Origin of the sequence: Streptomyces sp. SKN60 (assembly GCF_026236535.1) — a bacterium.
Classification (GTDB): domain Bacteria; phylum Actinomycetota; class Actinomycetes; order Streptomycetales; family Streptomycetaceae; genus Streptomyces.
Genome location: NZ_JAHTMW010000011.1, coordinates 157,414 through 177,437, shown reverse-complemented (window position 1 = coordinate 177,437; position 20,024 = coordinate 157,414). Strand labels below are relative to the sequence as shown.

Genomic DNA, 20,024 nt, shown 5'->3' with positions numbered 1-20,024 from the left:
ACGCGGACCGGCTGCGGCAGCCCGTTGACAGGCACACCGGGCCGCCACCAGACTCCCATCATAGTGAAAGTCTCTTCACTATGCGAACAACTGCTGCGACGAGGAGATTCCATGCGCACCACCGTCGGCATCATCGGCGGCGGCCCCTCCGGCCTGCTCCTGGCCCGGCTGCTCCACCGCTCCGGCATCGACAGCGTCGTCCTGGAGAGCCGCGACCGCGCCTACGTCGAACAGCGGCAGCGCGCCGGCATCCTCGAACAGGCCACCGTCGACGCCCTGCGCACCGCCGGCGCCGCCGACCGCCTCGACGCCGAGGGCATTGCGCACGACGGCATCGAACTCCGCCACGACGGCCGCGCCACCCGCATCGACTTCCCCGGCCTCACCGGCGGCCGGCGCGTCTGGGTCTACGCCCAGACCGAGGTCGTCAAGGACCTCGTCGCCCTCCAGCTCGCCGACGGCGGCCCGCTCCGCTTCGAGGCCGAGGTCACCGCCGTCGAGGGCGCCGACACCGACCGCCCCCGCGTCCACTACACCCACGAAGGCCGCACGCGGATACTCGACTGCGACTACGTCGTCGGCTGCGACGGCTACCACGGCGTCACCCGGCACGCCGTCCCCGAGCACCTGCGCCGCACCCACGAGCGGACCTATCCGTACTCCTGGCTCGGCATCCTCGCCGACGCCCCGCCCGTCTACGACGAGCTGATCTACGCCCACTCCGAGCGCGGCTTCGCCCTCGCCAGCATGCGCTCGCCCGCCGTCAGCCGGCTCTACCTCCAGGTCCCCAACGGCACCGACCCCGCCGACTGGCCCGACGAGCGCATCTGGGACGAGCTCGACGCCCGCCTCTCCCTGCGCGCCGAACCCGGCTGGCGCCTCACCCGCGGCCCCGTCACCCAGAAGGCCGTCCTGCCCATGCGCAGCTCGGTCACCGAACCCATGCGCCACGGCCGGGTCTTCCTGGCCGGCGACGCCGCCCACATCGTCCCGCCCACCGGCGCCAAGGGCCTCAACCTCGCCGCCGCCGACGTCGTCGTGCTCGCCCGCGCCTTCGCCCACCACCACGCGACCGGCTCGACCGAACTCCTCGACGCCTACTCCGACACCTGCCTGCGCAGGGTCTGGCGCGCCGAGCACTTCTCGTACTTCATGACCACCACACTCCACACCGACCCCGCCCAGGAGTCCTTCGACACCCGGCTCCAGCTCTCCCAGTTCGACCGCATCGCCGGCTCCCGGCACGCCGCCGCCGAACTCGCCGAGAACTACACCGGACTGCCCCTCGACCTCTGACCGGAACCGCGTGCCTCCGGCGCCGCGCGCGTCCGGCGCCCGACGCTCAGTACTCGGTCAGAGCTGACCGTCGGGCGCCCGCAGGGCGTCGAGCCGCGCGAGCAGCCGGGCCCCCTCGCGGGTCATCACCTCCGGCTCGCGCAGGGCGTTGGTGAGCAGCGACATCCCCTGGTACGCGGAGACCAGGGTGAGCGCCAGGCCCTCCGGGTCCGTCATGCCGAGGGCCCGGAACTGTGCCCCGGCCCAGTCGAGCAGCTCCCGGATCACCGCCCCGGCCTCCGCGTCGAGCGTTCCGTCGGCCCGCTTGTCGAGCTCGACCGCGAGCGTGCCGGTCGGACAGCCGCGCCGCGCCGCCACCTCCCGCTGCTCCACCCAGGCCTCGACCAGGCCCTTCAGGCGCTCGCGCGGATTCGCCAGCTCCTCCAGGCGTCCGGTGAGCCCCGCCAGATACGCGCGGTGCTCGGACAGCGCGGCCAGGACCAGGTCGTCCTTGGTCTTGAAGTAGTAGTAGACGTTCCCCACGGGCACCTCCGCCTCGCGCGCGATGTCGGCGAGGGTGGTGCGCTCGACGCCCTGCTCATGGAGCACCCGGGCGGCCGCAGCGACCAGGCGCTGCCGCTTCTGCGAGGCCCGCGTCCGTCGATTCTCTGAGTCAGTCACCCGACTGACTATAGACAACCGCCCGTCGTCTGTGTTCTGCTGTCCCTCGCCTAAGTCAGTCAACTAACTAACTAACTCCAGGGGGAGACATGATCACCGTCACCGGTGCCACCGGAAACGTCGGACGCACGCTCGTGGAACTGCTCGCCGGAGCCGGGGAAGAGGTCGTCGCCGTGTCCCGGCAGGCGGCCCCCGCGGCCGCCGCCCCGGCGGCGCCCGGCGTCCGCCGGGCCCGCGCCGACCTCGGCTCGGCCGACAGCCTGCGCCCCGCCCTCGACGGGTCCCGCGCCCTGTTCCTACTGCTCGGCGGCGAACTCAACAGCCACGGCGAGCACCCGAGCGCGCTCCTCGACGCGGCCAAGGCCGCCGGAGTCGAGCGCGTCGTCCTCGTCTCCTCGCAGGTCAGTGCCACCCGTCCGGACGCCGTCTCGCACGCCCGGCTGCGGGAGTTCGAGACGGCCGTCGGGGAATCGGGGCGGGAGTTCACCGTCCTGCGCCCCGGCGGCTTCGCCTCCAACGCCTTCGCCTGGGCCGAGTCCGTCCGCACCCGGCGCACGGTCCTCGCCCCGTTCGGGGACGTGGCCCTGCCCGTCGTCGACCCGGCGGACATCGCCGCCGTCGCCGCGGCGGCGCTCACCGAAGCCGGGCACGCGGGCCGCACCTACGAACTGACCGGCCCCGAGCCGATCAGCCCGCGCCGCCAAGCGGCGGTCCTCGCCGAGGCGCTGGGGGAGGAGGTCCAGTTCGTCGAGCTCTCCCGCGCGGACGCCCACGCGCATCTGGCGACCTTCATGCCCGAGGAGGTCGTCACCGGCACCCTGGATGTCCTCGGCGTCCCGCTCCCGGCGGAGCAGCGGGTCAGCCCGGACATCGAGACCGTCCTCGGACGGCCTGCCGCCCCGTTCGCCGACTGGGTCGCCCGCAACCTCCCCGCGTTCCGCTAGGGCGGCCCGGTCCGCCCTGTCCGCGGCTCACTCGGAGAGGAGGACGACCTCGAGCCGGCGCGGCCCGTGCACGCCCTCCACCCGGTCCAGCTCGATGTCGCTGGTCGCCGACGGACCCGAGATCCAGGTCAGCGGCCGCCGCGGGTCGAGCCGCGGCAGCGCCAGCGGCACCGACGCCACCACCTGGTCCGGCACCCGTACGACACAGACGTGCAGATCGGGTACGAGGGTGAGTGCGCGGCGCCCCTGGGCCGGGCCGGCGTCGAGGACGAGCGTGCCGGTCTCGGCGACGGCCACCGCGCAGCCCGTGACGACGGCGTCCGTCGCATCGAGCTGGTAGGACGTCAGATCGCCTTCGTCCGGCCGGAGTTCGATGCCCTCGGGCAGCGCGGACAGCCACTCCTCCGGCAGCCCCGGCGGTACGGCGACACCGCGGGCCCCGTGTCCGGCGAGCAGCCGGGCGACGAGCCCCGCCAGGCCTGCGGCGTCCGTGCGGTGGACGACGGCCCGGTAGTCCGCCAGGTTCGCGTGCAGCAGGTCGACGAGCGCCGCCGGATCGTCGGGCGCGTGCTGCCGCAGATAGTTCCGCTCCGGCTCGGGCGCCTCGGGCGCACCGGCGACGGCGGCCCGGATCCGGCCCAGGATCCGCTCCCGCGATCCGGTGACGGGCCCGGCGGGGGAGGTGTTCTCGGTGCTCATGCGCGGTTCTTCCTCCACCAGTCGCGGAACGGCTCCGCCGGCAGCTCGGGCAGGTCGCGGCTCTCCGTCCACGCCCCCGCACCCGGCGGGTTCTTCGGGTGCAGGGCGCGGGTGCGGGAGGCGAGGCGTTCGCCGGCGGCGAGGAGCTTCGGATGGTCGAGGGCCCAGGCCGCCGCCTTCATCGCCGCGCGTTCCAGGCGGTGTCCGGGTCCGCCCGCCTCGGCGACCCGCTCGCGCAGACGCACCAGGACCTCGGGGATGTCGATGGCGACCGGGCACACCTCGTAGCAGGCCCCGCAGAGGGTGGAGGCGTACGGCAGCGAGGCGTCGATCTCACTCGCGGTGCCGCGCAGTTGGGGCGTGAGAATCGCGCCGATCGGCCCCGGGTAGACGGAGCCGTAGGCGTGGCCGCCGGCCCGCTCGTACACCGGGCAGACATGGAGACAGGCCGAGCAGCGGATGCAGCGCAGGGCCTGCCGGCCGGTGGCGTCGGCGAGGACGTCGGTGCGGCCCGCGTCCAGCAGCACCAGGTGGAAGGCGCGCGGGCCGTCGCCGTCGGTGGTGCCGGTCCACATCGTCGTGTACGGGTTCATGCGCTCGGCCGTCGACGAGCGGGGCAGCGTCTGCAGAAAGACCTCCAGGTCCTGCCAGGAGGGCACGACCTTCTCGATGCCGACGACCGAGATCAGCGTCTCGGGAAGGGTGAGGCACATCCGGCCGTTTCCCTCGGACTCGACGACGACCAGGGTGCCGGTCTCGGCCACCATGAAGTTGGCGCCGGAGATGCCGACCTTGGCCCGCAGGAACTTCTCCCGGAGGTGCAGGCGTGCGGCCTCGGCCAGTTCGGCGGGCGTGTCGGTGAGGTCGTCGGGGGCGGGCCTGCCCCATCTGCCCATCTCGGTGCGGAAGATGTCGCGGATCTCGCCCCGGTTGCGGTGGATCGCCGGCACGAGGATGTGCGAGGGCCGGTCCTCGCCCAGCTGCACGATCAGCTCGGCGAGATCGGTCTCGTAGGCGCGGATGCCCTCCGCCTCCAGGGCCTCGTTGAGGCCGATCTCCTGGGTGGCCATCGACTTGACCTTGACGACCTCGGTCTCGCCCGTGGCCTTCACCAGGCCGGCGACGATCCGGTTGGCCTCGGCGGCGTCCGCCGCCCAGTGCACGGTGCCGCCCGCCGCCGTCACCGCCTCCTCCAACTGGAGGAGGTAGGTGTCGAGATGACGGAGTGTCCGGTCCTTGATGCGCCGCCCCGCCGCACGCAGCTCGGCCCAGTCGGCCAGCTCGGCCACCGCCCGCGCCCGCTTGTCGCGGATGGTGTGGGTGGCGTGCCGCAGGTTGCCGCGCAGCGTCTCGTCGTGCACGGCCTCCCGCGCCGCCGCCGGGAACGCCGGGAAGGCCGGCATCCCCAGGAACGTACCGCTCATGCCAGGGGCTCCTTCGCTCCCCATGCCAGGGGCTCCGTCTCCGTGCTCGCCAGGATCTCCGCCAGGTGCACCGGCCGCAGCCCCGGCAGCACCCGCATCCGGCTCATCGTGCCACCCAGGTGCATCAGACAGGAGTTGTCCGCCCCGCACAGCACGTCCGCGCCGCTCGCCACCGCGTTGCGCACCTTGTCGGCGCCCATCGCCGCCGACACGGCCGGGTTCTTCACGGCGAAGGTGCCGCCGAAGCCGCAGCACTCCTCGGCGCCCGGAAGCTCGACGAGTTCCAGGCCCCGCACCTCCCGCAGCAGCCGCATCGGCCGGTCGCCGAGCCCGAGCATCCGAAGACCGTGGCAGGACGGGTGGTAGGCGACCCTGTGCGGGAAGTGCGCGCCGACGTCGGTCACCCCGAGCACGTCGACCAGGAACTCCGTCAGTTCGTATGTACGGGGCCCGAGTTCGTTGGCCTCGGGGCCGAAGCGTCCGTAGTGCTCGCGGATCATCGCGGCGCACGAACCGGACGGGGTGACGACGTACTCGTACCCCTCGAAGGCCCGGACCGTGCGCCGGACCAGGGGAGCGGTCTCGGCCCGGTAGCCGGTGTTGAACTGCGGTTGGCCGCAGCAGCTCTGCGCCGCCGGGAAGTCGACGGTGACGCCGAGGCGTTCGAGCAGCCGGACGGTCGCCACCCCCGTCGCCGGATACAGGGCGTCGTTGACGCAGGTGACGAACAGGGCGACGCGCATGGGCGGGCTTCCTCCGGTCTGGGGTCCTGGTCGGGGTTCCTGGTCAGGAGTCCTGGTCAGGGGCGGGGCCAGGGCCGCCCGTCGAGCCGTTCGATGTCCCGGTTGAAGCGTTCCAGGACGGCGGCGAACTCCGCCACCTCCTCCGGCGTCCAGTCGGCGAGCACCCGCTCCAGACCCCCGATGTTGAAGGTGCGGTCGGCGTCGAGGAGCCGTGCGCCCTCCTCCGTGATGCGGAACTTCCGCGCGATGCCGCCGTCCGGGTCGGGAATGCGCTCGACGACCCCCGAGCGCAGCATGGCCGCCGTCTGCCGGTTGAGGGTGGACGCGTCCAGGCCGAAGGCGTCGCTGAGCTGACTGATCGACATCGGCCCGTCCATCCGGATCCGGGTGAGCAGGACGTACGCGCTGCGGTCGAGGTTGCCGCCGGCCGCCCGCGCGCGCGGCGCGTGGAGCAGGGAGTGCCGTGCCAGGAGCATCGTCTCGAACTCGATCAGGTGCGTGGGCTTGTCCATCGTCCCAGCATATGCAGACTGCATCGCTTGTGCATGATGCACATTATGTGTACGTTGCACAATGCTCGCGCCACGCCACCCAGGGAGACCCCCATGCCCGCCACCCGCCCCTCAGCACCACGCCCCGCAGGCGGCATCGTCGGCGTGCTCGCCCTCGCCGGCATCGTCGCCGCCCTCATGCAGACGCTCGTCGTCCCGCTGATCGGCGACCTGCCCGTCCTCCTGCACACCAGCGCGTCGAACGCCTCCTGGGTGATCACCGCCACCCTCCTCGCCGCCGCCGTCGCCACCCCCGTCGCCGGCCGCCTCGGCGACATGTACGGCAAGCGCCGCCTGCTGCTCGCCTCCACCGTCCCGCTCGTCGCCGGCTCCGTCGTCTGCGCCCTGTCGAGCTCCGTCGTCCCGATGGTCGCCGGCCGCGCCCTCCAGGGCCTCGGCATGGGCGTCGTACCTCTCGGCATCAGCCTGCTCCGCGACGTCCTGCCGGCAGAGAAGCTCGGCTCCTCCATCGCTCTGATGAGCGCCTCCATGGGCGTCGGCGGCGCCCTCGGCCTGCCGTTCTCCGCCGCCGTCGCCGAACACGCCACCTGGCGCGCGCTGTTCTGGGTCGCCGCCGGCCTCAGCGCCGTCGTCGGCGTGCTCGTCGCGCTCGTCGCCCCCACCGGCCGGGTCGCCGCATCCGCCGGCCGCTTCGACGTCCTCGGCGCCCTCGGCCTCGGCGGCGGACTCGTCGCCCTCCTCCTCGCCGTCTCCAAGGGCGCCGGCTGGGGCTGGGGCAGCGCCACCACCCTCGGTCTCTTCGCCGCCTCCGCCGTCGTCCTGCTCGCCTGGGGCTTCTGGGAGCTGCGCACCCGCGACCCGCTGGTCGACCTGCGCACCACCGCCCGCCCGCAGGTCCTCATGACCAACGCGGCCTCGATCCTCGTCGGCTTCGCGATGTACGCCCAGTCGCTGGTCGTCCCGCAGCTGCTGCAGCTCCCCGAGGCCACCGGCTACGGCCTCGGCCAGTCCATGCTGGCCATGGGCCTCTGGATGGCCCCGGCCGGCCTGATGATGATGGTGCTCGCCCCGCTCGGCGCGAAGCTGTCCGCCGCCCGCGGCCCCAAGGTCACCCTCTCCGTCGGCAGCCTCGTCATCGCGCTCGGCTACCTCTCCTCGCTCGCCCTGATGGGCGGCACATGGGGCCTGCTCGTCGTCACCCTCATCTGCAACACGGGTGTCGGACTCGCCTACGGCGCCATGCCCGCCCTCATCATGGGCGCCGTGCCCCAGCACGAGACCGCCGCCGCCAACAGCTTCAACACCCTGATGCGCTCCATCGGCAGCTCCGTCTCCGCCGCCGTCATCGGCGTCGTCCTCGCCCAGCTGACCACCGACTTCGCCGGACACGCCCTGCCCTCCGAGAACGGCTTCCGCATCGCCCTGCTCATCGGCGGCGTCGTCGCCCTCGCCGCCGCGGCCGTCGCCGCGCTCATCCCCGTACGCCCCCTGGCCGAGCCCGCCCCGGCCCACCCCGAGCCCGTTCCGGCGGCGGCCGAACCCGCGGCCTGACCGGTCGCGCGGATGCCGCCAGGAGCGGCGGCTAGGAGCGGCGGCGCGGCTTCCCGGAGCGAGAGCTCTTGGCCGCGCCGCCGCCCGCCTTGCGCCGCCCGCCCCCGCCGGCCTGCGGCTTCTGGCCCTGACCCGACTTCTGCCCCTGGCGGGGCTGCTGCTTCTGCCCCTGGCCCTTCGGCTTCGCCGTCTTGGCCGCAGCCTTCGCGGCCTTCTCGTCCGGCCTGCGCCCGCGCGAACTGTTCACCGTCCGCCCGCGCACGATCCCGATGAAGTCCTCCACCAGGTCGGTGGTGGCCTCCTCCGGCCAGGACAGCGCCACCTGCGACTGCGGGGTGCCGGTGATCGTCCGGTACGTGAGGTCCTTGCGGTGGTGCAGCCGGGCCAGCGACTGCGGCACGATCAGCAGCCCGATCCCCGCCGCCACCAGCTCGATCGCGTCCGCGGTCGTCGCCGGGCGCTCGAACGCCGGCTCGCCCGGCGGCCGCTCCCAGTCCAGGGTGTCGTCCAGCGGGTGCAGCACGATCTCCTCGGCGATGTCCTCCACCGTGACCTCGTCCGCCGCCGCGACCAGATGGTCCTTGGGGCACACGACGACGGTCGTCTCGGTGTAGAGGGGGATCGCGCTGAAGACCGTACGGTCCACCGGAAGGCGCAGCAGAGCGGCGTCCGCGCCGCCCACCCGCAGCACCCCCTCCGCCTCGGCGGCGGTCACCTGGGCCAGGTCGAGCCGTACGTCGGGCTGCCGCTGCGTCCAGATCCGCACCCACTTCCCGGGCGTCACACCCGGCACGTACGCGAGCCGGAACGCCGGCCCGGTGGCGTCGGGCGGCGCGGCAGCCGCCTCGGCCGGCTCCGGGGCGCCCTCGGGCTCCTGGGCCGGCGCGGGAATGGGGGTGAGGGATGCGTCCGAGCCTGTCACCAGGCCAGATTACCGGCCGTGGTCGGCGGCCGCGCACCTGCCCGATATTCTTGTCGGCATGACGCAGCACCAGAACGCCCAGACCATGAAGCCCGCCACCGCGGCGAAGAAGCTGGGCGTCTACCTCGACGCCACCCCCGCCGATTTCCGCGAGGGTTCCGTCACCCGCGCCGAGCTCAACGCCCTCCAGACCGACCCGCCGGAGTGGCTGCGCGACCTGCGCCGCGACGGCCCGCACCCCCGCCCCGTCGTGGCGGCCAAGCTGGGCATCTCCATCTCCGGCCTGGCCCGCGGCGGTGTCACCGAGGCGCTCACCACCGAGCAGATCGAGGCCCTGAAGGCCGAGAACCCGGAATGGCTCCAGAAGGAGCGCGCCACCCAGGCCGAGGTCCGCAAGGACAACGTCCGCATCAAGGAGATGCGCGCCGAGAAGGCCGAGAAGGCCGCCCGCGCCGCCGACCGCGACTGACCCGCTGACACCCGTCGCCGTTTCGCGGCGGCCGTGCAGCCGCCGAAAACCGGGTGCAGCCGTCCCGTACCCGGTGGTGCAATCGCCGGATGCACACTGAGGCGGAAACCTGTCCCGGGCCCGGAGCGGCTACGGGGGCCGCGCCCGCGCCCCCGCCCACCAATGTCGACCGGGGCCGGTTCGCCGACGCGGTCACGCCCTGGGAGCGGCCCGGCTGGCGCGCCGACGCGCTCGGGTGGGCGACGGCACTCCTCGCCCGGCACGGGCTGACCGAGACCGGCCCGCGCGAGGTGCGCGTCCGCCCCTGGTCGATCCTGGTCCGCTTCCGGACAGGACCGCGCGAGCGCGACGCCGTCTGGTTCAAGGCGAGCGCCCCGGCCGCGGGGTTCGAGGCCGGCCTCGGCGGCGCGCTCGCCGCCTGGGTGCCCGAGCACGTGATGACCCCGCTCGCGGTCGACGCCGCCCGCGGCTGGTCCCTCTGGCCCGACGGCGGGCCGCTGCTGCGCGGCGCCCTCGACCGGGGCGAGGCCGGGCGGGCCAACTGGCTCACGGCGGTCGGCCAGTACGCGCGGATGCAGCGCGCGCTCACCCCGTACGCCGACCGCATGACGGAGCTCGGCGTGCCCGGCGCCCGTACCGCCGACCTGCCGCGGATCTTCGACGGCCTCGTCGAGACCAACCCGACCCTCGACCCCGACACCCGCCGTGCCCTGCGCGCCGGGCGGCCGCGACTGCTCGACTGGTGCGCCGAGCTCGACACCTTCGGCATCCCTGACTCGCTCGACCACAGCGACCTCCACGACGGCCAGGTGCTCACCCCCGCCGCCGGCCGCTTCACCTTCTTCGACTGGGGCGACGCCGCCGTCGCCCACCCCTTCGCCAGCCTCCTCGTACCGGCCAGGGACGTGCGCGAACGGTACGGTCCCGAGTCCGTCACCGCCGTCCGCGACGCGTATCTGGAGCCGTGGACCGAGCTCGGGATCGGGATCCCGCTGCCGGAGCTGCGGCGCGCCGCGACCCTCGCCGTCCGGCTCGCGGCGCTCTCGCGCGCGGTGAGCTGGTTCCGGCTCTTCCCCGGCACCCCGGCCGACGACTGCCACGAGGCGAGCGCCTACTGGGTCGGGGCGCTGTTCGCCGAACCCGACCTGCTCTGACCCCGGCCGCGCGCCGCGGCGCCCTCGCCCGTACCCCGGACGCCTGGACCTCGCACGGCGACGAGATGCAGCAGCCGGGCGGTGTGCCGGTACGGCGCGCGGCCGGCCGTCGCGATCTCCAGGCGTTCGAGCCGCGCGTAATAGGCGGGGTCGAACTTGACGGCGTCGTCCGGGATGTAGTCGCAGAACACCCGGATCCCGTACGGGTGCACCTCGGCGCAGCCGAGCGCCCGCAGGGCCGCGTCCAGCTCCTCCTCGGTGTGCAGCCGCAGCTCCGCGTCGAACAGGTCGGTGTGCACGGTCTCGGCGTCGAGCGCCGCGAGCACGCCGTCCGGGTCCATCGTGCGCACCGCCGCGCGCAGCGGCTCGGAGTGCCGGTTCATCGCGATCACCGACACGAGCCCGCCCTCCCGGGCCGCCCCGAGCGCCACGCCGAGCGTGCCGGCGGTGTCGCGGGCGTACGGCAGCACGGCGTGCAGCAGGACGAGGTCGAAGCCGCCGGCCGCCAACTCGGCGGGCAGCGCGGTGACATCCGCCGCCACGCACACGATCCGGTCGGCGAGCCCGGCCCGTGCGGCCCGGCGCGCGGCGGTCGCCAGCATGGCGGGCGCGTAGTCGACGAGCGTGACGTGATGGCCGCGCGCGGCGAGCCGCAGCGCGTCCCCGCCGTCCCCGCCGCCGAGGTCGAGCACCCGCAACGCGCCGCCCGCCGGGGCGGCTTCGGAGGCCGGCCGCGCCGCTGCCAGATGGCGGGCGAGGTTGGCCTCGGCCACCGCGTACCGCAGCCGCCCCCACGGCTCCTCCTGCCACTCCCGCCACGCCTCGGCCCCCGTGTCGAACGCCTCCGCGTCCCCGCCCCGTTCCGTCATGCGTCCCGCTCCCCTCCGGCCGTCGGGCCGTTCGGCCGTCCGGCCCTCCGCCGATCCGTGTGTCCGTGTGGCCCTGTGTCCGGACCGACGGATTCCGGGTCTACGGTACGGGGCCGGGCCCGGCCCGTCCGTGCCGTTCGGCCAGCCCGGGGTGCCGAGCCGCTCCGGCACGGACTCGCGCAGGGCCAGGGCCAGCGCGCCCACCGCCGGGTGCGGTCCGGCGCCGCTGCGGAAGGCGATCCGGGTCCTGCGACGTACCGGCAGCGACGTCAGGGACACCCCGGGCGGCGGGTCCACCGCCCCCAACTGCGGGACCACGGCCACCCCTTGACCTGCCGCGACGAAGGCCAGGACGGTCGCGAACTCGTCCACCTGGTGCCGTACCCGGGGCACGAACCCGGCGGCCCGGCACATCTGTTCGGTCACCGCCCGGCACAGTGTGTCCGGCCCCGGCATGATCCACGGCGCGTCCCGCCAGAGCGCGAGCACCGCGAGCCCGTCGGCACTCGTCCCGTCGGTCTCCTCGGCCGCCTCGGTCTTCTCGGCCTGCTCGGGCGCGGGGGAGGAGGACGCCAGGTACATCTCCTCCTCGCACAAGGGCGTCGCCGCGAGCCCCGGCTCCAGCGGCGCGGGGACCAGGTCGTAGTCGTGGATCAGCGCCACGTCCAGATCCCCGGCACGCAGCGCGTGCGCCGCGCCCGCCGGGTCCGTCTCCGAGACCATCGGCTCCAGGGCGGGGTGGCGCGCCGCGAGGCGCGCGAGCGCCGCCGGCACGATCGACCGCGTCGCGGTCGGGAACGCGCCGATCCGCAGTGGGCCGGCCGGGCCGTGCCGGGCCTCGGCCAGTTCCGCCGCCGCCCGCTCCAGACGTTCGAGGACCGCTTCCGCGTGCCGCACCAGGTTCTCGCCGGCGGGCGTGAGCCGTACGCCGCGCCCCGAGCGTTCGAGCAGCGGCACCCCCGCCTCCCGCTCCAGGGTCGCGAGCTGCTGGGACACGGCGGACGGGGTGAAGGACAGGGCCTCCGCCACGGCGGCGATGGTGCCGCGCAGGGCCAGCTCACGCAGCAGGCGCAGACGTCGTACATCAAGCATCAGTACAGCTTACGGTTCACATCGGAAAAGCGAACTGGACCTGAGGGTTCGACGCACCGCACCCTCGAAGGCATGGCACAGGACCTCCACTTCACTCCGCGCGGTATCCACGTCCCCCTCGTCACCCCCTTCGGCGCCGACGGGCGCCCCGACCTCGACGCGCTCGACGCCCTCGCGCACTCCGTCCTCGACGGCGGTGCGGCCGGCATCGTCGCGCTCGGCACCACCGGCGAGGTCGGCGCCCTCGACCCGGAGGAGCGCGCCGCCGTCATCGACACCTGCGCGCGGGTCTGCCGCCGGCGCGGCGCCCCGCTGATCGTCGGCGCGGGCAGCGGCGCCACCGCCGCGGCCGCCCGGGAACTCGCCGCACTGGCCGGCCGGCCCGAGATCGCCGCCGCCCTGGTGATCGTCCCCGCCTTCGTACGCCCCTCACCCGAGGGCGTGCTCGCGCACTTCGAACGGCTCGCCGCCGAAAGCCCCGTACCGCTGATCGTCTATCACATCCCGTACCGCACCGGCCGGTCCCTCGACGCCGCCACCCTCCGCGCCCTCGGCGCGCTCCCCGGTGTCATCGGCGTCAAGCACGCCGTCGGCGGCATCGACCAGGACACCGTCGCCCTCCTCGGCGACCTCCCCGACGACTTCGCCGTCCTCGCCGGCGACGACACCTTCGTCTCACCCCTGCTCGCCCTCGGCGCCACCGGAGGCATCCTGGCCTCCGCCCACCTGGCCACCGACCGCTTCGCCGCCCTCGCCGACGCCTGGCACACCGGTGACATCCCCCGCGCCCGCGCCCTCGGCCACCACCTCGCCCGCCTCTCGACCCTCCTCTTCGCCGAGCCCAACCCCGCCGTCGTCAAGGCCGTCCTCCACGCCCAGGGCCGCATCCCCACCCCCGATGTGCGCCTGCCGCTGCTCCCCGCCTCGGAGGCGTCGGTGAAGGCCGTGACGGAGGTGCTGGCGGAGCTCGTCGAACCGGTGTGACGGGAGCGGGCGTTCGGGGGCCGCGAAGCGGAACCGTGGCATGGACACAGCGCGTCCCCGTGGTTGCGCCGGGGGCGCCCGGGGGGACGCGCGACGGATCGGCGTGACCGCTCAGCCCCGTGGGCCGGTCCGGCGCACCGTCCCCCCGTACCGCCCGGAACCACGAGGAGCCTCCATGGCCATGCCCAGCCCGACCCCGCCGCCGCCCGCCCGGAGGAAGGGCGGCTGCCTGCCCGCGCTGCTGATCCTGGTCGTCATGCTCGGCCTCGGCTACGGCGCCTCCAAGGTCTTCGACGACAAGGGCTCGTCCTCGTCCTCCTCCTCCACGGCGGGCGGCTCCGGGGACAAGGAGGCCTCCTGGAACGTCGGCGACTGCGGCGGCCCCGACCCCGACGACCGGCCCGACGGCTACCGCGCCGTGGACTGCGGCGACTCCGGCGCCACCTTCAAGGCGCTCGCCGTCATGCCGGCCAGCATCCTCCCGGACGCCATCCAGTGCCCGGCCGGCACCGACCTCATCATCCAGGTCAAGATCACCTTCGGCTCGAGCAGCGACAAGAGCGGCGGCCTGCCCAGCAAGACGGTCTGCGGACGCAACCTCTCCGCGACCCACCCCGGTGACGCGGGCGCCGGCGGCGGCCAGCTCGTCAAGGGCGACTGCATCACGGACACCGCCCAGGAGATCGCCTGCACCTCCGCCGCCGGCAGCGGCTACAAGGTCCTCGACCTCGTCAAGGACGCCAAGTCCTGCCCGTCCGGCACGACCGAGCCGATGCGGCTCACCCTCGCCATCGGACGCCCGTACGACGTGATCTGCGCCGCCAAGGCCTGACGGGCCCGGGCGAAAACCCGTTGAGGAGGAGAGGCACCCCGGCTAACGTCGGCCGGGTGACGAGCCCCGAGTCGGACAGAACCGGGCCGCCGGTCATTCGACTCCGGCGGCCCGCCGACGGCTGAGCCGGACCCCGCGGGGTTCCCCCGCCCGGCCGCGCCGCCCCGCGCCGCCCGCGACCGAGTGACCGGACCGAGCACCTCCCCGTCCGTCACTCGTCACCGGAGCCGTCTCCGTGCCTCTCTTCCTCCATGTCCTGGCGCTCGCCGTGTTCGCCCAGGGCACCTCCGAGTTCATGCTGTCCGGGCTCGTTCCCGACCTCGCCCACGACCTCCACGTATCCCCGGCGGCCGCGGCCGGGCTCACCGCCGCCTACGCGGTGGGCATGATCATCGGCGCGCCCCTGATGGCCGCCGCCGGCGCCCGGTGGCCCCGCCGCCCCGCCCTCGCCGGCTTCCTCGCCGCGTTCGTCCTCGTCCACGTACTGGGCGCGCTGACCACGGACTTCGCCGTCCTCTTCGCGACCCGCGCGATCGCCGCCGTCGTCAACGCCGGCTTCCTCGCCGTGGCCCTCCCGCACGCCGGCTCCCTCGTCCCCGCCGCCCACCGGGCACGCGCCACCGCGCTCCTGCTGTCGGGCGTCACCCTGGCCTGCGTCGTCGGCGTCCCGGCCGGAGCGCTGCTCGGCACGGCGTACGGCTGGCGCGCGGCCTTCTGGGCGGTCGCCGCCCTGTGCCTGCCCGCGCTCCTCCTCGTGCTGCGCCCCGCGCCCGCCGACCACCGGCCGCCCGCCCGGCCCGCGAACGTCTCCCTGCGCCGCGAACTCACGGCGCTGCGCTCCCGCCCGCTGCGGGCCACCCTCGCGACAGCCGCCCTCGTCAACGGCGCGACCTTCGCCGGCTTCGCCTTCCTCGCCGTCATCGCGACCGACCACACCGGACTGCCGCCCGCCGCCGTCCCCGGCCTCCTGGCCGCCTTCGGCGCCGGCGCCTTCCTCGGCGTCACCGCCGCCGGCCGCACCACCCTCCGCCTGCCCCCCGCCCTCGCCGCGCTCCCCGCCGGCTGGGCCCTCACCGCCGCCCTCGGCGCGTACCCCGTCCCCCTCTTCCTCCTCGCCGCGGCCCAGGGCGCCCTCTCCTTCGCCCTCGGCACCACCCTCGTCACCCGCACCCTCCACCTCGCCCCCGCCGCCCCCTCCCTCTCCGGCGCCTTCGCCACCGTCGCCCTCAACACCGGCGCCTTCGCAGGCCCCCTCCTGGCCTCCGCCACCACGACCCACACGACCACCCCGCTGACCGCCCTCTGGACGAGCACGGCCCTGGCCGCCGTGGCCCTCGCCTGCTGGGCGGCGGCACGTCGAGCGGAGGGTGCCCGGCGCGGGGCGCCGCACTGAGGTGAACGCCGGGTGCGGCTCGCCGCCGGATCGGCTGAACGGGGCCGCCCTGCCTCAGGTCCGGTTCCGGTGCATCGCCGCCCGGCGGTCCGCCGTCGCCAGGGCCGTGTTCACCACGGCCACCGCGCCGAAGGCGATCGCCCAGGCGGGGTGGTCCACGCCGACGAGCGCGAGGGTGGCCGCGCCGAAGACGAGGGCCTTGACCGTGAGGACGGCCGGGAGGGGGACCGGGAAGCGGGCCCTCGGGGCGGCGAAGAGGCCCCAGAGGACGGCGGCGGCCGCGGGGGCCGCGACGGCGAGGAGGAGGCGCAGGGCGACGGGGCCGGCGCTCGCCCAGCCCCACCACGCGAGGACGGCGAGCGCCGCCAGTTCCAGGAGGAGGGCGAGGCCCTCGTTGAGGACGTGCAGGGGAGTGGGAAGCCGCATGGCGGTCATTCTGCGCCACGACCGGCCGGCGGCCGCGGGGAATTCCGCGACCGGCGGCGGTATGCCCCAACAGCCCCCGTACGTCCCTGACATGGCGTTCCGCCAGATCAACAATGGGTAACGGAAAGGGATATGACGGGCAGAACCCTTCCCTCCGCTCCCGCGGCCTGCGATCTTGCGTCCACCCCACACATCACAGGGCCCGGCCGGCGCCACCCGCGCCACCGGGTCATCGGAGGACGCATTGTTTTCCCACATATCGAGCCGGCTGAGAATCCCGCTCGCGGTCGCCGCCGTCGTCGGCACCACCATCGCCATCGCCGCCCCCGCGCAGGCCGACGTCCAGCCCCTGGACGCGCAGGACCGGGCCGCGACGACCACGGCCAAGGCGAAGCCCACGGCCAAGGCCGCCCCCAAGACGGCCGCCCCCAAGACGGCGACCGCCCGGACCGCCCAGGCCGCCTGGGCCGCCGGCACCCGCGCGTACCTCGTCATCACGACGCCCGGTGACACCACCGCCGTACGCTCGGCCGTGACCGCCAACGGCGGCACCGTCTTCGCCGCCTACGACGCCATCGGCGTCGTCGTCGCACACTCGACCTCCGCCTCCTTCGCCGCCACCCTCCGCGGCGTCGCCGGCGTGCAGCAGGTGGGCGCGACCCGTACCTCCGACGTGCCCGCCGACGCCTACAACCCGGCGCTGCCCGCCAACCCCGCCCAGTCCACGACCACGCTCACCGAGTCGAACCGCTGGGACATGACGCAGATCAAGGCCGACCAGGCCTGGGCCGTCACCACCGGCTCCGCCGCCGTCAAGGTCGGCGTCCTCGACACCGGCGTCGACGACCAGCACCAGGACATCGCGCCCAACTTCGACGCCGCCGACTCCGTCTCCTGCGCCTACGGCAAGGCCGACGCCCGCGCCGGCGCCTGGCGCGACGTCGACACCCACGGCACCCACGTCGCCGGCACCATCGCGGCCGCCAAGAACGGCAAGGGCGTCATCGGCGTCGCGCCCGGAGTGAAGATCGCCTCCGTCCGCATCGCCGAGCCCACCAGCACCCTCTTCTTCGCCGAGAACACCGTCTGCGGCTTCATGTGGGCCGGCGACCACGGCTTCAAGGTCACCAACAACAGCTATTTCACCGACCCGTGGCAGTTCAACTGCCCGGACAACCTCGACCAGGCCGCCATCATCGAGGGCGTCCGCCGCGCCCAGGCCTACGCCGAGTCCAAGGGCTCCCTCCAGGTCGCCGCCGCCGGCAATTCCAACTACGACCTGGCCAACAAGACGACCGACAGCGAGAGCCCCAACGACTCCACCCCGGTCACCCGCACGATCACCAACGCCTGCATCGACATCCCGACCGAGCTCCCGGGCGTCGTGACCGTCTCCGCGCAGGCCAGCGGCGGCGCCAAGGCCTCGTACTCCAACTTCGGCAACGGCGTCATCGACATCGCCGCCCCCGGCGGCGACGGATCCACCGGCGTGTACTCGACGCTGCCCGGCGGCAAGTACGGCTCCATGAGCGGTACGTCGATGGCCTCCCCGCACGTCACCGGCGTGGCCGCGCTCATCGCGAGCGCCAACCCGGCCTTCACCCCGGCCGACATCCGCAACGCCCTCGCGACCCAGGCCACCGACAAGGCCTGCCCGTCCGACAGCCGTTGCACCGGCACCACCACCAAGAACGGCTTCTTCGGCGAGGGCCAGGTCGACGCGCTGAAGGCGGTCGGCGGAACGACCCCGCCGCCCACCGGCCCGTACTTCGAGAACCTCACCGACGTCGCCATCGCCGACAACGCCACCGTCGAGAGCCCGATCACCGTCTCCGGCGTGACCGGCAACGCCCCCGCGACCCTCAAGGTCGGTGTCGACATCAAGCACACCTACCGCGGTGACCTGGTGATCTCCCTCGTGGCCCCGGACGGCACCGTCTACCTCCTCGAGGACTTCAGCAACAGCGACAGCACGGACAACGTCGCCAAGACCTACACGGTCGACGCCTCCGCCGAGCCGGCGAACGGCACGTGGAAGCTGCGCGTCCGGGACGTCGCGTCCCAGGACACGGGCCGCATTGACGCCTGGAACCTGACCTTCTAGTCCCCGCGCGCCACGCGGGCACCGCAGCACCGAGCCCCCGGGAGGCCACTCCCGGGGGCTCGGCCTTCGCGTCTCACAGGTCGGTGAGCTCCTCCGCGTACACCTGCGACAGCGGCTGGGGCCCCACGTACTGCTGACAGTTGCACTGCCCCGCCTCGTACCGCACCGGCTTCTTGTTCTCGTCCCACGCCACCGGGACCTCCACGCGCTCGTGGCAGCGGCCCTGCTTGTCGTGCTTGGCCAGATGGTGCGTGCAGCCGCAGACGGGCTCCGGCGGCTTGCCGGCCGCCTCGAGTGCCTGCCGCTCCCGCCGTTCCGCCGAGAGCAGCTCCATCCTGCGCTCGTGGCGGTGCCGCAGCGCCGTGCGGACGATGTCCGCCGCCCACGCGAAACCGCCGGTCCAGAACAGGATGAGGATCACCCAGACCCAGTTCCAGTTCATCCGCTTGCCCCTTCCCCCGGATTCCCCCGAAGCCGGCGAGTCACGCCGCAGGTAGGGTCCCCTCTCACATGCCTGATCACAAGGGGTGGGGATGACGAAGGACACGTCCGGCGGACCGACGAGCGCCGTTACGGGTACGGGTACGGCTGCGGGCACAGCCACCGCCACGGGCACACGGGGCGCCGAGCCGACCGCGCGCGACTGCCCCGACTGCGGCGAACGGATCCCCGTCGACTCCCGCTTCGTCACGTGGTGCACCGCCTGCGGCTGGAACGTGGACCCCGAGGACGCCACGCCCGACGAGCCCGAGCCCGACCGCGTCGAACGGCTGCGCCGCACCCTCGCGCACCGGTACGGCGAGCAGCTCTTCGCCGACCTGGCGGCCGCCCCGGGCGCGGACGGGCCCGCCGCCTCTCGCCCCACCGGCGGCGCCGCCCTGCTGGCGACCGTCCTGGCTCTGGCCGTGCACGGCCTCACCGTGGGTCTGGCCGTCCTCGGCCTGTGGCTGCTCGTCGCCCGCTGGGGCGAGGGCCTCCAGCCCGCCGTCGGCGGACTGCTCCTCGCCCTCGCCTTCGTCCTCCGTCCCCGCTTCGGCCGGCTCCGGAAGGGCTCCGAACTGCCCCTCCTGGAAAGCGCCGACGCGCCCCGGCTCTTCGCCCTCATCGACGAGATCGGGGTGCTCGTCGGTACCCGGGGTGTCGACGTCGTCGTCCTCGACGCGGACGTGAACGCCTTCGTCAGCGCGTACGGCATCCGCCGGCGCCGTGTCCTCGTGCTGGGCATGCCGCTGTGGGCCACCCTGGACCCGCAGGAGCGGATCGCGCTGCTCGGCCACGAACTCGGGCACTACGCCCACGGCGACACCCGCCACGGCTTCCTCGTCGGCAGCGCCCTGGGATCGCTGGACACCTGGCGCTACATGCTCGCGCGCAGCGAGGACGGCGACTCCCTGTCGGACGCCTTCATCAATGTGCTCACCGCCCCACCGCGCTGGGCGGTGCACGGCCTGACGCTGCTCCTGGACGGGGCGACCCTGCGGGCCGCCCAGCGCGCCGAGTACCTCGCCGACGGCGCCGCCGCCCGTACGGCGGGCCGCGACGCCGCGGTCGGATTCCTGCAGCGCCTGCTGGTGTACCGGAGCACCGGATCGGCGCTGCGGCGCGAGATCGTCGCCGCCCGCACCCGGGTCGGCGGCCGGGCCCGCCGCGAGGTCCGGGCCGAGGGGCTGTGGCAGCGCGTCGCCGCCGAGGTCCGGACCGTGCCGGAGCGCGAGTACGAGCGACTGCACCGCGTCGCCGAACTCCGCGGCCACCGCGTGGACTCCACCCACCCGCCCACGCACCTGCGCATCCGCAACCTCGCCCGCGGCGAGCTGCGCGCGCCCGCGCTCGTGCTCGACCCGGACCGCGCCGCGGCCCTGGAGGCCGAACTGGCGGCGCCGGCGCAGAAGGTCGCGGCCCTCCTCCTGCGCGACGGCGGCGCCTGACCCGGCCCCGTACACCGAGCCC

At 74.3% G+C, this 20,024-nt stretch carries 19 protein-coding genes; 10 read left to right on the top strand and 9 right to left on the bottom strand.

Annotated features, from left to right (window positions below; all coding sequences use genetic code 11):
- Nucleotides 1–111: 111 nt before the first annotated feature.
- On the top strand, nt 112–1,296 hold the full coding sequence (locus KV205_RS20220; RefSeq protein WP_265865851.1) for a 4-hydroxybenzoate 3-monooxygenase: 1,185 nt from the start codon (nt 112–114) through the stop codon (nt 1,294–1,296).
- Between the two features lie 57 nt (nt 1,297–1,353).
- Here KV205_RS20220 and KV205_RS20215 read toward each other — a convergent pair whose 3' ends face one another.
- Nucleotides 1,354–1,956 (bottom strand): TetR/AcrR family transcriptional regulator, encoded by a 603-nt coding sequence (locus KV205_RS20215; protein WP_265865850.1) that lies wholly within the window; start codon nt 1,954–1,956, stop codon nt 1,354–1,356.
- Between the two features lie 89 nt (nt 1,957–2,045).
- On the opposite strand from KV205_RS20215, the gene KV205_RS20210 reads away from it, so the two are divergent.
- A complete protein-coding gene (locus KV205_RS20210) occupies nt 2,046–2,900 on the top strand; it encodes an SDR family oxidoreductase (RefSeq protein ID WP_265865849.1) in 855 nt (284 codons plus the stop codon).
- Between the two features lie 27 nt (nt 2,901–2,927).
- On the opposite strand, the gene KV205_RS20205 is transcribed toward KV205_RS20210, so the two are convergent.
- From KV205_RS20205 to KV205_RS20190, 4 genes are read right to left on the bottom strand one after another with little or no spacing between them, the layout of a single operon-like run.
- Nucleotides 2,928–3,599, bottom strand: coding sequence for an LUD domain-containing protein (locus KV205_RS20205; RefSeq protein WP_265865848.1), 672 nt, complete (start codon nt 3,597–3,599; stop codon nt 2,928–2,930).
- On the bottom strand, nt 3,596–5,023 hold the full coding sequence (locus KV205_RS20200) for a lactate utilization protein B (RefSeq protein WP_265865846.1): 1,428 nt from the start codon (nt 5,021–5,023) through the stop codon (nt 3,596–3,598). The genes KV205_RS20205 and KV205_RS20200 overlap by 4 nt, the downstream gene beginning before the upstream one ends.
- A complete protein-coding gene (locus tag KV205_RS20195) occupies nt 5,020–5,766 on the bottom strand; it encodes a (Fe-S)-binding protein (protein ID WP_265865845.1) in 747 nt (248 codons plus the stop codon). Before KV205_RS20195 ends, KV205_RS20200 begins: the two co-directional genes overlap by 4 nt.
- A gap of 56 nt (nt 5,767–5,822) precedes the next feature.
- Entirely contained in the window at nt 5,823–6,278 is a 456-nt protein-coding gene (locus KV205_RS20190) for a MarR family transcriptional regulator (protein ID WP_265865844.1), read from the bottom strand.
- A 93-nt stretch (nt 6,279–6,371) separates the two neighbouring features.
- On the opposite strand from KV205_RS20190, the gene KV205_RS20185 reads away from it, so the two are divergent.
- On the top strand, nt 6,372–7,829 hold the full coding sequence (locus KV205_RS20185; RefSeq protein WP_265865843.1) for an MFS transporter: 1,458 nt from the start codon (nt 6,372–6,374) through the stop codon (nt 7,827–7,829).
- Between the two features lie 31 nt (nt 7,830–7,860).
- Here the strand turns inward: KV205_RS20185 and KV205_RS20180 are convergent, their stop codons facing one another.
- A complete protein-coding gene (locus KV205_RS20180; protein ID WP_265865963.1) occupies nt 7,861–8,622 on the bottom strand; it encodes a LysR family transcriptional regulator substrate-binding protein in 762 nt (253 codons plus the stop codon).
- Between the two features lie 187 nt (nt 8,623–8,809).
- Here KV205_RS20180 and KV205_RS20175 point away from each other — a divergent pair, with 187 nt between their 5' ends.
- Both KV205_RS20175 and KV205_RS20170 read left to right on the top strand, forming a co-directional pair.
- A complete protein-coding gene (locus KV205_RS20175) occupies nt 8,810–9,220 on the top strand; it encodes a DUF5997 family protein (protein WP_265865842.1) in 411 nt (136 codons plus the stop codon).
- A gap of 89 nt (nt 9,221–9,309) precedes the next feature.
- Complete coding sequence (locus KV205_RS20170; RefSeq protein WP_265865841.1) at nt 9,310–10,374, top strand: aminoglycoside phosphotransferase family protein; 1,065 nt, start codon at nt 9,310–9,312, stop codon at nt 10,372–10,374.
- Here KV205_RS20170 and KV205_RS20165 read toward each other — a convergent pair.
- Nucleotides 10,332–12,335 (bottom strand): LysR substrate-binding domain-containing protein, encoded by a 2,004-nt coding sequence (locus KV205_RS20165; protein WP_265865840.1) that lies wholly within the window; start codon nt 12,333–12,335, stop codon nt 10,332–10,334. The genes KV205_RS20170 and KV205_RS20165 overlap by 43 nt on opposite strands.
- 72 nt (nt 12,336–12,407) lie before the next feature.
- On the opposite strand from KV205_RS20165, the gene KV205_RS20160 reads away from it, so the two are divergent.
- The 3 genes from KV205_RS20160 (at nt 12,408) to KV205_RS20150 (ending at nt 15,544) form a co-directional block, all read left to right on the top strand.
- On the top strand, nt 12,408–13,319 hold the full coding sequence (locus KV205_RS20160) for a dihydrodipicolinate synthase family protein (protein ID WP_265865839.1): 912 nt from the start codon (nt 12,408–12,410) through the stop codon (nt 13,317–13,319).
- Between the two features lie 175 nt (nt 13,320–13,494).
- Nucleotides 13,495–14,151, top strand: a complete 657-nt coding sequence (locus tag KV205_RS20155) for a hypothetical protein (RefSeq protein ID WP_265865838.1) — start codon at nt 13,495–13,497, stop codon at nt 14,149–14,151.
- 235 nt (nt 14,152–14,386) lie between these two features.
- Nucleotides 14,387–15,544, top strand: a complete 1,158-nt coding sequence (locus tag KV205_RS20150; protein WP_265865837.1) for a Cmx/CmrA family chloramphenicol efflux MFS transporter — start codon at nt 14,387–14,389, stop codon at nt 15,542–15,544.
- A 54-nt stretch (nt 15,545–15,598) separates the two neighbouring features.
- Here KV205_RS20150 and KV205_RS20145 read toward each other — a convergent pair whose 3' ends face one another.
- Nucleotides 15,599–15,970: a YrdB family protein gene (locus KV205_RS20145; RefSeq protein WP_265865836.1), complete on the bottom strand. Its 372-nt coding sequence runs from the start codon at nt 15,968–15,970 to the stop codon at nt 15,599–15,601.
- 244 nt (nt 15,971–16,214) lie between these two features.
- On the opposite strand from KV205_RS20145, the gene KV205_RS20140 reads away from it, so the two are divergent.
- Nucleotides 16,215–18,074, top strand: a complete 1,860-nt coding sequence (locus KV205_RS20140) for a S8 family serine peptidase (protein ID WP_265865835.1) — start codon at nt 16,215–16,217, stop codon at nt 18,072–18,074.
- Nucleotides 18,075–18,147: 73 nt separating this feature from the next.
- On the opposite strand, the gene KV205_RS20135 is transcribed toward KV205_RS20140, so the two are convergent.
- Nucleotides 18,148–18,516 carry a hypothetical protein gene (locus tag KV205_RS20135; RefSeq protein ID WP_265865834.1) on the bottom strand — a complete coding sequence of 123 codons (369 nt, stop codon included), beginning with the start codon at nt 18,514–18,516 and terminating at the stop codon, nt 18,148–18,150.
- Between the two features lie 91 nt (nt 18,517–18,607).
- Between KV205_RS20135 and KV205_RS20130 the strand changes: the two genes are divergently transcribed.
- The gene (locus tag KV205_RS20130; RefSeq protein ID WP_265865833.1) at nt 18,608–20,002 is read left to right on the top strand and encodes a M48 family metalloprotease; all 1,395 of its coding nucleotides are present in this window, start codon (nt 18,608–18,610) and stop codon (nt 20,000–20,002) included.
- Nucleotides 20,003–20,024: the final 22 nt, after the last annotated feature.

Excerpts from the sequence above, each read along its gene's own strand:
- KV205_RS20185 (WP_265865843.1), top strand. The coding sequence starts at position 6,372 with ATGCCCGCCACCCGCCCCTCAGCACCACGCCCCGCAGGCGGCATCGTC.
- KV205_RS20200 (WP_265865846.1), bottom strand. The coding sequence starts at position 5,023 with ATGAGCGGTACGTTCCTGGGGATGCCGGCCTTCCCGGCGTTCCCGGCG.
- KV205_RS20160 (WP_265865839.1), top strand. The coding sequence starts at position 12,408 with ATGGCACAGGACCTCCACTTCACTCCGCGCGGTATCCACGTCCCCCTC.
- KV205_RS20155 (WP_265865838.1), top strand. The coding sequence starts at position 13,495 with ATGGCCATGCCCAGCCCGACCCCGCCGCCGCCCGCCCGGAGGAAGGGC.
- KV205_RS20210 (WP_265865849.1), top strand. The coding sequence starts at position 2,046 with ATGATCACCGTCACCGGTGCCACCGGAAACGTCGGACGCACGCTCGTG.
- KV205_RS20195 (WP_265865845.1), bottom strand. The coding sequence starts at position 5,766 with ATGCGCGTCGCCCTGTTCGTCACCTGCGTCAACGACGCCCTGTATCCG.
- KV205_RS20170 (WP_265865841.1), top strand. The coding sequence starts at position 9,310 with ATGCACACTGAGGCGGAAACCTGTCCCGGGCCCGGAGCGGCTACGGGG.
- KV205_RS20130 (WP_265865833.1), top strand. The coding sequence starts at position 18,608 with ATGACGAAGGACACGTCCGGCGGACCGACGAGCGCCGTTACGGGTACG.
- KV205_RS20190 (WP_265865844.1), bottom strand. The coding sequence starts at position 6,278 with ATGGACAAGCCCACGCACCTGATCGAGTTCGAGACGATGCTCCTGGCA.
- KV205_RS20175 (WP_265865842.1), top strand. The coding sequence starts at position 8,810 with ATGACGCAGCACCAGAACGCCCAGACCATGAAGCCCGCCACCGCGGCG.
- KV205_RS20165 (WP_265865840.1), bottom strand. The coding sequence starts at position 12,335 with ATGCTTGATGTACGACGTCTGCGCCTGCTGCGTGAGCTGGCCCTGCGC.
- KV205_RS20220 (WP_265865851.1), top strand. The coding sequence starts at position 112 with ATGCGCACCACCGTCGGCATCATCGGCGGCGGCCCCTCCGGCCTGCTC.
- KV205_RS20145 (WP_265865836.1), bottom strand. The coding sequence starts at position 15,970 with ATGCGGCTTCCCACTCCCCTGCACGTCCTCAACGAGGGCCTCGCCCTC.
- KV205_RS20135 (WP_265865834.1), bottom strand. The coding sequence starts at position 18,516 with ATGAACTGGAACTGGGTCTGGGTGATCCTCATCCTGTTCTGGACCGGC.
- KV205_RS20205 (WP_265865848.1), bottom strand. The coding sequence starts at position 3,599 with ATGAGCACCGAGAACACCTCCCCCGCCGGGCCCGTCACCGGATCGCGG.